We start from the raw sequence: 15,246 nt of genomic DNA, 5'->3' as shown, positions 1-15,246 counted from the left end.
GGGACACAGCGCCACCCCCCACCCCCGTACCCGCGTACTCCGAGGAGATCCACCGATGAACCACCCCGCCAAGGACGCCTGGGCGCAGGCGGGCCGCCGTCTGCTCGTCAAGGCGATCGAGGAGTTCGCCTACGAGGAACTCCTCACCCCGCAGGCCCACGACACCCCGGACACCTACCGCCTCTCCTTCGGGGAAACCGGGGGCGACGGCGTCCACTGGACGTTCCACGCCACGCGCGGCACCTTCGGCACCTGGCGCGTCGACCCCGCGTCGATCCAGCGCCACCCCGCCGCCGAAGGCGACAACGGCCCCGAGCGGCTGCTCCTGGACGCCCGCCCGGTACTCGGCTGGGACGGTCCCACCACCGCCGAGGTCCTGCGCGAACTCACCGCGACCCGCCGCGCCGACGCCGAGGCCATCACGCACGCCAGGCCCGCCGACGAGCTCGCGGGCCTCGGCCACCTGGAGCTGGAGGCCTACCAGGACGGCCACCCCTGCATGCTCCTCAACAAGGGACGGCTCGGCTTCTCCGTGTCCGACGCCGCCGCCTACGCCCCCGAGTCGGCCCGCGCCGTACGCCTGCTGTGGGCGGGCGTCCACACCAGCCTCGCCGCGTACGCGGGCATCCCAGGACTGGACGCCGAGCAGCTGCTGTCCGAAGAACTCGACGCGGCCACCAGGGAGCGCTTCGCCGAGTCCCTTGCCGAGAGCTGCGCCGAAAGCGGCCTGAAGGCCGAGGACTTCACCTGGCTTCCGGTGCACCCCTACCACTGGGACGAGGCGGTCGCCCCGCTCTTCGCCCCCTACCTCGCCGAAGGCCGCATCGTGCTGCTCGGCCAGGGCCCGGACCGCTACCGCCCGTTGCAGTCCATCCGCACCCTCGCCAACCTCGACCACCCGCACCGCCGCAACGTCAAGGTGCCGCTGCTCATCCGCAACACCCTGGTGTGGCGCGGTCTTTCCACCGAGCCCACGCAGGCCGCCCCCGATGTCAGCGCCTGGCTGCACGAGGTGCGCGACGGGGACCCGTACCTCCGCGACGAGCTGCGCTTCCACCCGCTCGGCGAGGTCGCGGCGGTCGCCGTGCACCACCCCCTGTACGAGTCCGTCCAGGACGCCCCGTACCGCTTCCACGAACTGCTCGGCGCGGTCTGGCGGGAGCCGGTCGCGGCGCTCCTTGGCGAGCGGGAGCGGGCCCGCACCATGGCCGCGCTGCTCAAGACAGGATCCGACGGCCGGACCCTGGTCGCCGAGCTGGTGGACCGCTCCGGGCTCGCCCCACAGGCCTGGCTGGAACGTTTCTTCGCCGCTCTGCTGCCCGGCCTGCTGCACTACCTCTACCGCTACGGCGTCGCGTTCTGCCCGCACGGCGAGAACACCGTGCTCCTCTTCGACGGTACGGACACCCCGATCGGCATCGCCGTGAAGGACTTCGCCGAAGACGTCAACCTGCTGCCCGAACCGCGCCCCGAGTACGCGACCCTGACCCCGCGCGCCGACAAGGTGCTGCTGCGCTGGCCCGCCCAGGAACTGGCGCACTCCCTGCTCAGCGCCGTATTCGCCGGACACTTCCGGTTCTTCGCGCCGCTGGTCGCCGAGCATCTCGGCGTCCCGGAGAGCGACTTCTGGGCCATGGCCCGCGCGGAGATCGAGCGCTACCACGCCCGCTTCCCCGAACTGGCCGACCGCTTCGAGGCGTTCGGGCTGCTCGCCCCGTCCTTCGACCGGATCGCCCTGAACCGCGAACAGCTCCTGGGCGGCGGCTTCCACGACCGCGCCGAGAAGGACGAGGGCTTCGACGTCGTCCACGGCACCGTCGCCAACCCGCTCGCCACCGTCCCCACGCAGGAGCAGATATGACCACCTCCGAGCCGTACGAGCGCGAGCCGTACGAGCGCGAGCCGTACGCGGGGCTGCGCGCCGACGCCGAGAACGGCACCGTCGACGAGATCGTCGTCGCCGTCCCCGACCTCCAGGGCCGCCTCCAGGGCAGCCGCCTGTCCGCCCCGTACTTCCTGGGCGAGGCCGCGCGGGACGGCTTCGGCGCCTGCGTGTATCTCCTCGCATCCGACGTGGAGATGGGCACCGGACCCGGCTACGCCATCGACGCCTGGCAGGACGGCTTCGGCGACTTCGTCCTGCGCCCCGACCCGGCGACCCTGCGCACCCTGCCCTGGGACGAGGGCACGGCCCTGGTCATCGCGGACGCCACCTGGCCCGGCGGCGACCCGGTCGAGGTGGCCCCCCGGCAGCTGCTGCGCACCCAGCTGGACCGCCTCGCCGAGCGCGGCCTGACCGCACTGGCCGGCACCGAGCTGGAGTTCCTGGTCTTCCTGGACTCCTACCGCGAGGCCTGGGAGCGCCGCTACGAGGGCCTGGCCACGGCCACCGCGTACAACGTGGACTACTCGCTGCAGGGCCTGTCCGAGATCGAGCCCGTGGTGCGCCGCATCCGCCGCGAGATGGGGCGCGCGGGTCTGGCCATGGAGACCGCGCGCGGCGAGTGCCACGCCGGGCAGTACGAGATCGTCTTCCGCTACGCCGAGGCGATGACCACCTGCGACAACCACGTCTTCTTCAAGAACGGCGCCAAGCAGATCGCCGCCCAGGAAGGCGTGGCGCTCACGTTCATGCCCAAGTTCGACCAGGGCGAGGGCAACTCCTGCCACATCCACCTCTCGCTGCGCGGCACCGACGGCACGCCGGTGCTGGCGGACGCGTCGGCGGACGACGGAATGTCGGACCTGATGCGGCACTTCGTGGCCGGACAGCTCGCCTGTCTGCCCGACTTCGCGCTGCTGATGGCGCCCAACATCAACTCGTACAAGCGCCTGCAGCCCGGCGCGTTCGCCCCGACCGGCATCACCTGGGGCCGGGACAACCGCACCTGCCCGATCCGGGTGGTCGGTTCCGGCTCCTCGCTGCGGATCGAGCACCGGGTGCCCGGCGGCGACGCCAACCCGTACACGGCCGTGGCGGCCGCCGTCGCCGCGGGCCTGTACGGCATCGAGAACCGCCTGGAGCTTCCGGCCCCGCACACCGCCAACGCACTCGCCGACCCGTCGGTGCCGCGGCTGCCCTCGACGCTCACCGAGGCGCTGCACCGCTGGGAGACCAGCGAGATCACCGCGAAGGTGTTCGGCGAGTCGGTGGTGGCCCACTACGCACAGGCCGCCCGCACCGAACTGGCCGCTTTCGAGACGGCCGTCACCGACTGGGAGCGCGTCCGCGGCTTCGAACGCCTGTGATGCGAACGCCCGTGAAGGGTCAGGGGTGTGCCCGGCTCCGGGCTCGTTCGATCTCGTTGATGTGGGTTTCGGTCCACTGCCGGAGTGCGGTGATGGGCTCGGCCAGGCTGCGGCCCAGTGATGTGAGGTCGTAGTCGACCCGGGGCGGGATGGTGGGGTGGACGGTGCGGGTGACGAACCCGTCGGCCTCGAGGCTTCGCAGGGTCTGGGTGAGCATCTTCTGCGAGACGCCCTCGATGCGCCGACTGAGGTCGGTGTACCGCATCGTGCCCTCGAGGAGGGCGTCCACGACCAGGATCGTCCACTTGCCCGCGATGTGGTCGAGCACCTGGCGGGTCGGGCACTTCGCCGAGAAGGCGTCGGCGGGCAGCCCAGAGGACTCCACGAAGGTCTCCATGAGGGGAGAGTAACGCACTAAAAAGTGCCCTCTTCCCTGTGGAGAGTCACTCTCTGATAGTGAGTCACATGACGCATCCGATCATGTCTGTGGCCGAAGCCATCCGCACCCGCCGTACCGTCCGCCACTACCGGCCCGAGCCGATCCCCGCGGCCGCCCTCGATGAACTCCTCGCGCTCGCCATCGAGGCACCCACCAGCTGGAACCTTCAGGACCGGTCGATCGTGGCCGTCACCAGCAACGAGGGTCGTGCGGGTCTGGCCTGGGCCACCGGCGGTCAGCCCCAGCCGCAGGAAGCGCCGCTCATGCTGGTCTTCGTGGCCGAGCCGCTGTCCTGGCACGACGACCACAGCGATGTGCACGACCAGGCCCGCCGTAACGGAGCGTGGAGCAGGGAGTTCGTCACGATGTTCTCCGCGGCGGCACACGCCTTCCAGGAAGACCTCGAGGAACGGGGCCTGCTGCGCGAGTATGCGGTCAAGGACGCCCTGATCGCGGCCACTTACGTGATGCTCGCCGCCACGGAGATGGGGCTGGCCACCTCGCCGATGAACGGCTGGGACGAGGCCAAGGTGAAGAAGACGATAGGCATCGGCGACCGCGACGACCTCGCCATCGCGCTGCTGGTGTCCGTTGGCTATCCGGCGGAGGAACGCCGCCACCCCGGCCGCCGACCGCAGGAGCGCAACGTCTTCCACGAGTCGTACGGGGCGCCCGGCCACCCTTCTCGGTCACATCGCTAGCAAGGCCGAGGGCCCGTACGGAATTCCGTACGGGCCCTCGGCCTTGGGGCAGAGCCTGTCTCTGAGAGCTCAGCGGCGGCTCTGGTCGAGCGGGATCACTCGGCGGCGGCGCCGTAGTTCTTCTCCATCTCGTCCAGGACCTGGCCGGCGCCGGTGTAGCCGATGCCGAGCATCCACAGGTTGTCGTCGACCTTGAAGGTCTTCTTGTTCTTCACCGCGTCCAGCTTCTTCCACAGCGGACCGCCGGTGGTGTCGGTCTCCTTGGCCTTCTTCGCGTCGCCGTAGGTGGAGTAGAAGATGACGTCGGCGTTGGCCTTGTCGATCTGCTCGGGGCTGATGTCGAGCGAGAAGCCGGTGGTGTCCTGGTTCGCCGGGCGGCCGACCTGGAGGTCCTTGAAGATGGAGCCGACGAACGTGTCGTTGAGGTAGAGGCGGGTGTCCGCGCCCTCGACGAAGCGCACGAAGCCGACCTTGGTCTCCTTGGCCTTGGCGGGCCCGCCCAGCGCGTCGGTCAGCCGCTTGACGTGCGCCTCGTAGTCGGAGACGACCTTCTTGGCCTCGTTCTTCTTGCCGAGCGCGTCGGCGTGCAGGTCGAAGTTCTTGCGCCAGGTCGGGCCCGTGGTGTCGGAGAACACGGTCGGGGCGATGGCCGAGAGCGCCTTGTGGTGCTTCTCGTAGCGGACCTTGCTGCCCAGGATCAGGTCGGGCTTCAGCTGGTTGATCGCCTCAAGGTTCGGCTCACCGATCACTCCGATCGGCTTGATGTCCTTGAGCTTGTCCTCGGGAAGGTAGGTGGAGAACGGTGCCTTCTCCACGACGGTGGAGGCACCGACCGGCGTGACGCCGAGGGTGACAGCCGAGTCGAGCGCGTCGGTGTCGAGCACCACGACCCGCTTCGGGGCGTCGTTGACCTTCACATCCCCCATGACCGTCTTCACCGTGTGCGTGGCGGCGTCGTCTTTCTTGCTCTCGGAGGACGACGTGTCGCTGTCGCCCCCGCCGCAGGCGGTGAGCGTGACAGCGGCAGCGGCGGCGAGAGCGACGAACGTCGCGGACCGAGTGAGGGAACTGGACATCTAGGGAAAGCCTCTCCTGACGTTGGCCCGAATTCACCCCGGACCGTAAGTTAGGCGAGCCTAACCTTTGCATGGGCTGTGGGACAAGTAACGTGCTGATCACGGCGATGGTGAGAGGACGACGGGCCGGCGTCACGCGAGGGAGCAGACCGGGTCAACATGGCTCGTTCACGGCCCTGTTGCTTGCGTCGCGGGCGCGCGGCCCTGGACGATACGCGCACCGACGCCGCCCTCCCTTTCGGGACCCCGCCCCGGCGTCGTAGTGCAGTGAGGGGTACCGCATGCCCGACGCCGCCCACTGGTGGGCACGGCTCACCGCCACCCGTGCACCGGGCGCGGTGCTCCTCATCCGCCTGTACGTCGGGGCGGTGTTCCTGTCCGAGGGCATCCAGAAGTTCCTGGACCCGGACCGGCTCGGCACCGGTCGCTTCGACCAGGCCGGGATCCCGGCCCCCGGCTTCTTCGCCCCGCTCGACGCGGCCTTCGAGATCGGCTGCGGGCTGCTGCTCCTGGCCGGTCTGCTCACGCGCGTCGCCGCCGTCCCGATGGTCGTCAACATGGTCGGCGCGCTGGCCATCACCAAACTGCCCATCCTGTGGGGCGACGCCCCGCTGTTCACCGACGCCAGCGGTTTCTGGGACTTCGCCCACGCGTCCCGTACCGACCTCGCCCAGCTGTGCGGCAGCCTCTTCCTGCTGATCGTCGGCGGGGGCACGTACTCGCTGGACGCCCGCCTCTCGCGCCACGCCCGGCTTGAGGCCGCCACCCGCCCCTGACGTCGCGCGCGGGCGGCACGGTCAGGACAGCGTACGGATGACCTCCCGCACCTGAACGGCGACCTTCTCCGGCAGCGGCGCGTAGTGGATGCCGGGAAGGAGCTTCTGCCCCTCCTCGCCCGCCGTGTAGCTGAGGAACGACCTCAACGCGGGCAGCGCCTCGGCGTCGTTCCCCGTATCGCACACGATCTCGTACGCGACCAGGACGATCGGGTAGGCCCCGTCGGCACTCGTGCCGTAGTCCAGCTTCAGGGTCAGGTCCTTGCCCTTGCCCACCACTTCGGCCGCCGCGATGCCGACCGACGCGGTCTGGGGGCTGGCCTCGACCGGCTCGGCGGCGCCGGTGTCGATCCGCACCGTGGGAATCTTCGCGGCCTCGGCGAAGGACAACTCGAAGTAGCCGAGTGCGCCGGGTGTGGACCTCACCGCGGACACCACACCGTCGGAACCGTCCGCGGAATGTCCGCCCTTGCCCTTCCACGCCTTCTCGACCGGGTACGGCCACTGCTGCGGGGCCGCCTGGGAGAGATAGGCGTTGAGGTTCTCCGTCGTGCCCGATCCGTCGGAGCGGTGGACCGCCTGAATCTCGGTGCCGGGCAGCTCGACACCCGGGTTGAGCTTCCGGATCGCCGGGTCGTCCCACCGCGTGATCTCGGAGTCGTAGATCTTCGCCAGGGTCGGGGCGTCCAGGACCAGGTCGTCAACGTCGGCCAGGTTGTAGCCGATGGCGACCGGCCCGCCCACCATCGGCAGGTCGATGGCCCGCCCACCGGGGCAGACCCGCTTCGACCACTCCACGTCCTCCGGCTTGAGCGCCCCGTCGGTGCCACCGAACGCCGTGGCGCCGCGCAGGAACTGGGCCACTCCGGCGCCAGAGCCGAGGGGCCGATAGGCGATGCGGACCCCGGGACACGCCCGTTGGTACTCCTTGATCCAGCGTTTCACCGCGTTCTGCTGGGCCGTGGAACCCGACCCTGCCACCTTGCCGCTCTCCTCGCAGTCGATCCGCGCCGCGGCCGGTGCCGACCGCGGGGCGTCGTCGCGCCCCTCGGATCCGCCGCGGCCGTCCAGCGAGAACAGCAGGACACCCCCGACCGCCGCCGCCGCGACGGCCGTACCCGCGGCGGCGGGCAGCAGATACGACCGTCGCTTGTGTCGATGCCGCACTTGATCCCCCTCTGATGGCGTGCTCAGGGGATACAGATGGTCGTCGATGTGGGCCTCGCCCTGGCGAACCCCGGACGAACACCAGGCGTCAGATGCCCCCCTGAGCAGGGGAGACCCCATTCATGACCTGCGACGCCGCACGCCGAGACCACGCACCGGCTGTATCCGACAACCTCCCCCGCTCTCGGCTTCGCTCGAGCGGGAGGTGCCCCCTCGCGGCGGGCGCTGCGCCCGCCCTTCGGGCGAACGACGGGGGTTCAAAGCCCCCTCGCGGCGGGCGCTGCGCCCGCCCTTCGGGCGAACGACGGGGGTTCAAAGACAGGTCGCGGCGGGCGCTGCGCCCGCCCTTCGGGCGAACGACGGGGGTTCAAAGACAGGCTCTGGCGGGCGCTGCGCCCGCCCTTCGGGCGAACGACGGGGGTTCAAAGACAGGCTCTCAGCGGCGCTGCGCCCGCCCTTCGGGCGAACGACGGGGGTTCAAAGACAGGCTCTCAGCGGCGCTGCGCCCGCCCTTCGGGCGAACGACGGGGGTTCAAAGACAGGCTCTCAGCGGTTCGAAGTGAACTCCGTGGCCAGCAGCATGTGCTGGAGTTCGCGGGCCGCGCGCGGCGGCGCCACGTCGCTGCGGTGCGCCAGGGCGATGGTGCGGTGCAGCCCGGGTTCCGCCAGCGGCGTGACCCGTAGGCCGTGCCCGGCGCGGGTGGCGACCATGTGCGGGACCACGGCGACACCGAGTCCGGCGCGTACGAAGCCGAGTACCGCGTCCAGTTCGCCGCCCTCGACGGCGAAGTCCGGCTCGAACCCGGCCGCCCGGCAGGCCGCGACCGTCAGCTCCCGCAGGTCGTAGCCGTGCCGGAACATGACCAGCCGCTCGCCCTGCAACGCGGCGATCTCCAGCGGCCCGCCGTCGCCCGGCGCGGGCGCCTGCGGCGCCGAGACCACCACCAGGTCCTCGCGCAGCAGCGCGACGGTGCTCAGCGCGGGCGCGGGACTGGGCAGCGGCAACGCGAGGAGGGCCAGGTCCAGGGCGCCACGGGCGAGATGGCGTACGAGGTCGTGCGAGCCGCCCTCGTTGATCAGGAGCTGGATGCCGGGGTGGCGGTCGTGGAAGGCGCGCAGTACGTCCGGCAGCAGCCCGGTGCACAGGCTGGGCGTGGCGCCGAGCCGTACCCGGCCGCGGCGCAGCTGCGCCACCTCGGCGACCTCGTGCCGCGCGGTGTCCGCGTCGGCGAGGATACGGCGGGCCAGCGGCAGCAGGGTCTCACCGGCGTCGGTGAGGGCGATGTTGCCGCGGGCGCGGCTGAACAGCTCGGTGCCCAGCTCCCGTTCCAGTGCGCGGATCTGCTGCGACAGCGAGGGCTGGGCGACATGCATCTGCTCGGACGCACGGGTGAAGTGCCGGGTCTCGGCGACCGCCACGAAGTAGCGGAGCTGCTGGAACTGCATACCCGCACGATAGCGGAGTCATAGGCACTGGCTATGGAAATAAGCCGGACTATGTCTTGGACCTCTGACAGGGCGCGGCTTTAGCGTCGGCGGCATGGCTCTGGGAACACGGACGGACCGACGGCCGTCCACGGCGCGCACGGTGTGGGACTCCTCCGTCGGCAAGAAGACCGTGATGGCCGTCAGCGGCTTGATCATGCTGCTGTATCTGGTCGTCCACATGCTCGGCAACCTCAAGATCTTCTTCGGGTCCGAGGAGTTCAACGGCTACGCGCACTGGCTGCGCACCCTCGGCGAGCCCGTCCTGCACTACGAGTGGGCGCTGTGGGGCGTACGGGTGGTGCTGCTGGCCGCCGTCGTCCTGCACGCGGTGTCCGCGTACCAGCTCAGCCGACGCGACATCAGGGCGCGCCCCAGCAAGTACGTGCACAAGCGGCCGCGCGCCAGCTATGCGACCCGCACCATGCGCTGGGGCGGCGTCATCCTCGGCCTGTTCATCGTCTGGCACCTCCTTGACCTGACGACGCTGACCGTCAACGAGAACGCCCAGCCTGGCCATCCGTACGAGAACGTCCTGGCGACCTTCGGCACCTGGTACGGCAACACCATCTACCTCACCGCCGTGCTCGCCCTCGGTTTCCACATCCGGCATGGCTTCTGGAGTGCCGCCCAGACCCTCGGCGCGGGCAGCGCCACCCGCGACCGCGCGCTCAAGGCCGCCGCCAACACCCTGGCGCTGGCGTTGACCGTGGGTTTCGCCTCCGTACCCGTAGCCGTGATGACCGGATGGGTGAACTGACATGGCCTCGTACTCGTCGTACCTCTCCTACGCCACCGGCGAGCCGATCGCCGACACCAAGGCCCCCACCAGGCCGATCGCCGAACGCTGGGACACCCGCCGCTTCGAGGCGAAACTCGTCAACCCCGCCAACCGGCGCAAGCACACCGTGATCGTGGTGGGCACCGGCCTCGCGGGCGGCGCCGCCGGGGCGACGCTGGCCGAACAGGGCTACCACGTCGTCCAGTTCTGTTACCAGGACTCGCCGCGCCGCGCCCACTCGATCGCCGCCCAGGGCGGCATCAACGCCGCGAAGAACTACCGCAACGACGGCGACTCGGTGCACCGCCTCTTCTACGACACCGTCAAGGGCGGCGACTTCCGGGCCCGCGAGTCCAACGTGCACCGCCTGGCGCAGATCTCCGTCGAGATCATCGACCAGTGCGTGGCCCAGGGCGTGCCCTTCGCCCGCGAGTACGGCGGCCTCCTGGACACCCGTTCCTTCGGCGGCGTCCAGGTCTCGCGCACCTTCTACGCGCGCGGTCAGACCGGCCAGCAGTTGCTGCTCGGCGCCTACCAGGCCTTGTCACGGCAGATCGCCGCGGGCAACGTCGAGATGCACCCGCGTACGGAGATGCTCGACCTGATCGTCGTCGATGGCGTAGCCCGCGGCATCGTCGCCCGCGACCTGATCACGGGCCGGATCGATACCCACTTCGCGGACGCCGTCGTCCTGGCCACCGGCGGCTACGGCAATGTCTTCTACCTGTCGACGAACGCCATGAACTCCAACGCCACCGCCGTCTGGCGGGCCCACCGGCGCGGCGCCCACTTCGCCAACCCCTGCTTCACGCAGATCCACCCCACCTGTATTCCGCGCACCGGCGACCACCAGTCCAAGCTGACCCTGATGAGCGAGTCGCTGCGCAACGACGGCCGGATCTGGGTGCCCAAGGAGCAGGGCGACACCCGGCCGCCGCACGAGATCCCCGAGGACGAGCGCGACTACTACCTGGAGCGGATCTACCCCGCCTTCGGCAACCTCGTGCCGCGCGATATCGCATCGCGCGCCGCGAAGAACGTCTGCGACCAGGGCAGGGGAGTGGGCCCCGGCGGTCAGGGCGTCTACCTCGACTTCGCCGACGCCATCGCGCGCATGGGCCGGGCCAAGGTCGAGGAGAAATACGGCAACCTCTTCGACATGTACGAGCGGATCACCGCCGAGAACCCGTACGAGGTGCCGATGCGGATCTACCCCGCCGTGCACTACACGATGGGCGGCCTCTGGGTCGACTACGACCTGCAGACCACCGTTCCGGGTCTGTTCGCGATCGGCGAGGCCAACTTCTCCGACCACGGCGCCAACCGGCTCGGCGCCTCCGCGCTGATGCAGGGCCTCGCCGACGGCTACTTCGTGCTGCCCGCCACCATCAACGACTACCTGGCCCGCCACCCGCACACCGACACGGTCGACGCCGACCACCCGGCGGTACGCGAGGCACGCACCGGGACCGAGGACCGCCTCGCCCGCCTGCTGGCCGTCGACGGCGACCGCACCCCGGACTCCTTCCACCGCGAACTGGGCGAACTCATGTGGGAGTTCTGCGGCATGGCCCGCTCCGACACCGGACTGCGCAAGGCCCTGGAGCGCATCCCGCAGATCCGCGAGGAGTTCTGGCGCCGCATCAAGGTCCCCGGCACCGGCGAGGAGTTCAACCAGTCCCTGGAGAAGGCCAACCGCGTCGTCGACTACCTGGAGCTCGCCGAGCTGATGTGCCTGGACGCGCTGCACCGGGCCGAGTCCTGCGGCGGCCACTTCCGCGAGGAGTCCCAGACCCCCGACGGCGAGGCCGCCCGCCAGGACGACACCTTCTCCTACGCCGCGGCCTGGGAGTTCACCGCCACCGGCGAGGCCCCCGTCCTGCACCAGGAACACCTCGCCTTCGACTACGTCCACCCCACTCAGCGGAGCTACGCATGAAGCTCACCCTGCGCGTCTGGCGCCAGCACCACACCGACGCCGACGGCGCGATGTCCACGTACGAAGTGGACGGCATCTCCCCGGACATGTCGTTCCTGGAGATGCTCGACACCCTCAACGAGGACCTCATCCTGCGCGGCGAGGACCCCGTCGCCTTCGACCACGACTGCCGCGAGGGCATCTGCGGCGCCTGCTCCCTGGTCATCAACGGCGACGCCCACGGCCCCGAACGCACCACCACCTGCCAGCTCCACATGCGGTCCTTCACCGACGGCGACACCATCGACATCGAACCCTGGCGCGCTGCGGCCTTCCCCGTGGTCAAGGACCTGGTCGTGGACCGCTCGGCGTTCGACCGCATCATCCAGGCAGGCGGCTACATCAGCGTCCCCACCGGCTCGGCCCCCGAGGCCCACGCCACACCCGTACCCAAGCCGGACGCTGACTCCGCCTTCGAGCACGCCGAGTGCATCGGCTGCGGCGCCTGCGTGGCCGCCTGCCCCAACGGCTCCGCGATGCTCTTCACCTCGGCGAAGGTCAACCACCTGAGCGTGCTGCCGCAGGGTGCGCCCGAGCGCGAGAGCCGGGTCCTGGACATGGTCGGGCAGATGGACGCGGAGGGCTTCGGCGGCTGCACTCTCACCGGCGAGTGCGCCACGGCCTGTCCCAAGGGCATCCCGCTGCCGTCCATCGCGGCCATGAACCGCGAATGGCTGCGCGCCACCCGCAAGGGCAGCCGCCGGTGATCCGTCCACAGGCTCTCACCAGGCGCGGCCCGCCTGGAGCAGGTGGTCGTGGACCCGGGCGACATGGGGGTTGTCCGATGAGCCGGGGCGCTGGATGAGGTAACCGGTGTTGATGGGGGAGTCGTCCGGGGCGTGCAGGGCGACGAGGGCGCCGGAGCCGAGTTCATCCAGGCAGAGATAGCGGGGGAGCACGGTGAACCCGGCGCCCGCGGTCACCGCGGCCAGGACACCTCGCAGGTCGGGGACGGTCACGGCGGCCTGGCAGTCGAGGCGCCTGCCGAACACGTGCCGCCAGTAGCGGCGGGCGATGGGCAGGTCCTCGGCGTAGGTGACCAGCGGTACGTCGTGCAGCGCCGCGGGACCCTCGGCGGCCAGGCGCCCCGTGACACGTTCGGCCCAGGCGGGGGCGGCGACCAGGACGAACTCCTCGTCCATCAGGGGCGCCGCGGTCAGCGTGCGGCCGCGCGGGCGGCTGGTCGCGATGACCAGGTCGTGGCGGCCCGCGCGCAGCTCGTCGAGCAGTACGTCCGTCAGGCCCACGGCCACCCGCAGCCGCACCCCGTCGGCCACGAGCGGCGCCAGGGCGGGCAGGACGCGGGTGCACAGCAACTCGGCGGGGCCCGCCAGATGGACCGGGTCGGCACGCTCGCCGTCGGTGCCGTTCCCGGTGGCGGCCGCGAGCGCGTCCAGCGGCGCCGTGACGCGGGCGGCGAGCGCGTCCGCGACCGGGTTCGGCGCGACCCCGCGCGGCAGCCGCGCGAACAGCTCACGCCCGAGTTGCCCCTCCAACGCCCGCATCTGGGTCGTCACCGTGGGCTGCGTCAGACCCAGCAGCTGCGCGGCCGCGGTGAAGGACCCGGACCGGTAGACGGCGAGGAACGTACGCAGGAGATTCAGATCGAGCGGCGACGGCACGACAGGAACCATAACCTCCACTATGGCGTATCGCCAGAGCCATAGAAATGCACATGGCAGCCATGGCTCTCCCCATTGGTCGCCCCCCGCCGATCGGCCTACCGTCGAGGCATCGCCACGCCACCCTGGGAGAGAGCACACACCATGGCCAAGATCCTTTTCGTGATGACCGGCGCCGACTACTGGACGCTGGCCGACGGCACCCAGCACCCCACCGGCTTCTGGGCCGAGGAGGCCGTCACCCCGTACGAGGCGTTCAAGGCCGCGGGCCACGAGGTCGTCGTCGCCACCCCCGGTGGCGTCATCCCCACCGTCGACCAGGGCTCCCTGGCCCCGGCGGTGAACGGCGGCGAGGAGGGTGCCGCCAAGATCGCGGCCACCCTCGCCTCGCTCACCGAGCTTCAGCGCCCGATCAAGCTGGAGGAGGTGAACCTGGACGACTACGCCGCGGTGTTCTACCCCGGCGGCCACGGTCCCATGGAGGACCTGGCCGTCAGCACCGACTCCGGCAGCCTCCTCACGCGCGCCCTGGAGTCCGGCACGCCGCTCGGCGTCGTCTGCCACGGGCCCGCCGCCCTGCTCGCCGCCACCAAGGCCGACGGCACCAACTCCTTCGCCGGCTACCGGCTGACGGGCTTCACCAACGCCGAGGAGACCCAGGCCGGTCTCGCCGACAAGGCCAAGTGGCTGCTGCAGGACCGCCTCGTCGAAGCCGGCGCCGACTTCCAGGAGGGCGAGCCGTGGGCCCCGTACGTGGTCGTCGACCGTAACCTGGTCACCGGCCAGAACCCGGCCTCATCGGCCCCGCTGGCCGCCGAACTCCTGAAGAAGCTGGCCTGACGGCACAGCGAACCAGCCAAGACCGAAAGTCGCCCTGGCCCCCCTTCGAACCCAGTGATCGAATCGGCGTGTTCACCTCACCCGCCGGCACTGACGGAGGCCGCCATGAATTCCCTGTCGTACGTGGAGCTGCACGAGCAAGTCGCCCCGGACATCGAGGCGGAGATCGCGGCAGCACTCGAACGGCTCGGTCCGCCATCGAGCACGCTGCGGAACGCGGTCACCCGACTCCTGGAGCACCGCAAGCTGAAACACCCCCTGTCGGTGCTGCCGATGCTGGTGCACGCGGTCGAGACCGGCACCACGAAACCCGCGGTGCCGCTGGCCGCCGTGCACGTCCTGTGGTGGACGTCGGCCTGCTATCTCGACGACCTGGCCGACGGGCACGGCGCGATCGCCGCGGGCGGTCTCGACGAGAACGAAGCGCTTCTCGCGTCCGTCATCACGGGAAACACGCTTCCCCTGCACACCATCGCGTCCCCACGGGTTCCCGCGTCGGCACACGGCGCCCTGATAGCGGAGGTCATGACCGGCTGGAACGGCGCTGCCGAAGGTCAACTGGCCGACATGCGCGGGGACATCGGCAGCGCCACGCGCCGCTCTGTCATCACGGCGTACCGAATGAAGTCCGGCGGCCCCTTCGGCATGATCACGGCCATGGCGGCGGTGCTGTCGGGCGCGCCAAGCGAACGCATAGACCAGTGGCGCGAGTTCGGCTGTGTCTTCGGCATTCTGTGGCAACTGTTCAACGACCAGGAGGACATCCTCTCCGGCCGTGACGAGGACCAGTTGAACGGCACGGTGACCTACCTCCTCGCGTCCGCCGTGGAAGACGCGTCCCCCGCTTCCAGGGAGCGCATCCTGAGCCTGCACTCAGCCTCCAAGACCTCCCACGAAGCAAGAGCGGAACTCGCCAGCCTCCTCCTCGCACCGGCCGTACTCGCGCGCTACCGAGAGGACATCACCGCGTACCGCGACGACGCGCACTGCCTTCTCGACAAGTTGGGCGGTGACCAGGACCACGTGCCCGCGCTGCGACAGCTTGTGGACCAGGCGGCACAGATGCTGCTGGAGGCGCGTCAGGCGTGAAGTCTTACGTCCTGATGGCAGTGGCCGTCCCCCTGTGGACGGA

The 15,246-nt window shown here is 70.3% G+C and carries 14 protein-coding genes; 9 read left to right on the top strand and 5 right to left on the bottom strand.

The window, feature by feature from the left end; genetic code table 11:
* Positions 1-55: 55 nt before the first annotated feature.
* Together U9R90_RS01230 and U9R90_RS01225 are read left to right on the top strand one after the other, a co-directional pair.
* Complete coding sequence (locus tag U9R90_RS01230) at positions 56-1,861, top strand: IucA/IucC family protein (protein WP_411054474.1); 1,806 nt, start codon at positions 56-58, stop codon at positions 1,859-1,861.
* Positions 1,858-3,249: a glutamine synthetase family protein gene (locus tag U9R90_RS01225; RefSeq protein ID WP_411054473.1), complete on the top strand. Its 1,392-nt coding sequence runs from the start codon at positions 1,858-1,860 to the stop codon at positions 3,247-3,249. The genes U9R90_RS01230 and U9R90_RS01225 overlap by 4 nt, the downstream gene beginning before the upstream one ends.
* Before the next feature lie 19 nt (positions 3,250-3,268).
* On the opposite strand, the gene U9R90_RS01220 is transcribed toward U9R90_RS01225, so the two are convergent.
* Positions 3,269-3,646 carry a winged helix-turn-helix transcriptional regulator gene (locus U9R90_RS01220; RefSeq protein ID WP_411054472.1) on the bottom strand — a complete coding sequence of 126 codons (378 nt, stop codon included), beginning with the start codon at positions 3,644-3,646 and terminating at the stop codon, positions 3,269-3,271.
* A gap of 83 nt (positions 3,647-3,729) precedes the next feature.
* Between U9R90_RS01220 and U9R90_RS01215 the strand changes: the two genes are divergently transcribed.
* Positions 3,730-4,389, top strand: a complete 660-nt coding sequence (locus U9R90_RS01215; RefSeq protein WP_411054471.1) for a nitroreductase family protein — start codon at positions 3,730-3,732, stop codon at positions 4,387-4,389.
* 95 nt (positions 4,390-4,484) lie between these two features.
* On the opposite strand, the gene U9R90_RS01210 is transcribed toward U9R90_RS01215, so the two are convergent.
* A complete protein-coding gene (locus U9R90_RS01210; RefSeq protein ID WP_411054470.1) occupies positions 4,485-5,465 on the bottom strand; it encodes an ABC transporter substrate-binding protein in 981 nt (326 codons plus the stop codon).
* Between the two features lie 281 nt (positions 5,466-5,746).
* Between U9R90_RS01210 and U9R90_RS01205 the strand changes: the two genes are divergently transcribed.
* Positions 5,747-6,241, top strand: coding sequence for a DoxX family protein (locus U9R90_RS01205; protein ID WP_411054469.1), 495 nt, complete (start codon positions 5,747-5,749; stop codon positions 6,239-6,241).
* Between the two features lie 21 nt (positions 6,242-6,262).
* On the opposite strand, the gene pstS is transcribed toward U9R90_RS01205, so the two are convergent.
* A complete protein-coding gene (gene pstS, locus U9R90_RS01200; RefSeq protein ID WP_411054468.1) occupies positions 6,263-7,408 on the bottom strand; it encodes a phosphate ABC transporter substrate-binding protein PstS in 1,146 nt (381 codons plus the stop codon).
* A gap of 546 nt (positions 7,409-7,954) precedes the next feature.
* Positions 7,955-8,854: a LysR family transcriptional regulator gene (locus tag U9R90_RS01195; RefSeq protein ID WP_411054467.1), complete on the bottom strand. Its 900-nt coding sequence runs from the start codon at positions 8,852-8,854 to the stop codon at positions 7,955-7,957.
* 94 nt (positions 8,855-8,948) lie between these two features.
* Here U9R90_RS01195 and U9R90_RS01190 point away from each other — a divergent pair, with 94 nt between their 5' ends.
* Genes U9R90_RS01190 through U9R90_RS01180 form a run of 3 tightly spaced genes read left to right on the top strand, consistent with a single transcriptional unit; the run spans position 8,949 to position 12,359 of the window.
* Entirely contained in the window at positions 8,949-9,653 is a 705-nt protein-coding gene (locus tag U9R90_RS01190) for a succinate dehydrogenase (protein WP_411054466.1), read from the top strand.
* A gap of 1 nt (position 9,654) precedes the next feature.
* On the top strand, positions 9,655-11,613 hold the full coding sequence (locus tag U9R90_RS01185; RefSeq protein ID WP_411054465.1) for a fumarate reductase/succinate dehydrogenase flavoprotein subunit: 1,959 nt from the start codon (positions 9,655-9,657) through the stop codon (positions 11,611-11,613).
* Complete coding sequence (locus tag U9R90_RS01180) at positions 11,610-12,359, top strand: succinate dehydrogenase/fumarate reductase iron-sulfur subunit (RefSeq protein ID WP_411054464.1); 750 nt, start codon at positions 11,610-11,612, stop codon at positions 12,357-12,359. Before U9R90_RS01185 ends, U9R90_RS01180 begins: the two co-directional genes overlap by 4 nt.
* A 15-nt stretch (positions 12,360-12,374) precedes the next feature.
* Here U9R90_RS01180 and U9R90_RS01175 read toward each other — a convergent pair whose 3' ends face one another.
* A complete protein-coding gene (locus U9R90_RS01175; protein ID WP_411054463.1) occupies positions 12,375-13,286 on the bottom strand; it encodes a LysR family transcriptional regulator in 912 nt (303 codons plus the stop codon).
* Between the two features lie 132 nt (positions 13,287-13,418).
* Here U9R90_RS01175 and U9R90_RS01170 point away from each other — a divergent pair, with 132 nt between their 5' ends.
* Together U9R90_RS01170 and U9R90_RS01165 are read left to right on the top strand one after the other, a co-directional pair.
* Complete coding sequence (locus U9R90_RS01170) at positions 13,419-14,114, top strand: type 1 glutamine amidotransferase domain-containing protein (protein WP_411054462.1); 696 nt, start codon at positions 13,419-13,421, stop codon at positions 14,112-14,114.
* Between the two features lie 105 nt (positions 14,115-14,219).
* Complete coding sequence (locus tag U9R90_RS01165) at positions 14,220-15,203, top strand: polyprenyl synthetase family protein (protein WP_411054461.1); 984 nt, start codon at positions 14,220-14,222, stop codon at positions 15,201-15,203.
* Positions 15,204-15,246: the final 43 nt, after the last annotated feature.

This window comes from Streptomyces sp. E11-3, assembly GCF_046540415.1.
Lineage (GTDB): Bacteria > Actinomycetota > Actinomycetes > Streptomycetales > Streptomycetaceae > Streptomyces.
This window is presented reverse-complemented; position numbering and strand designations above follow the sequence as displayed.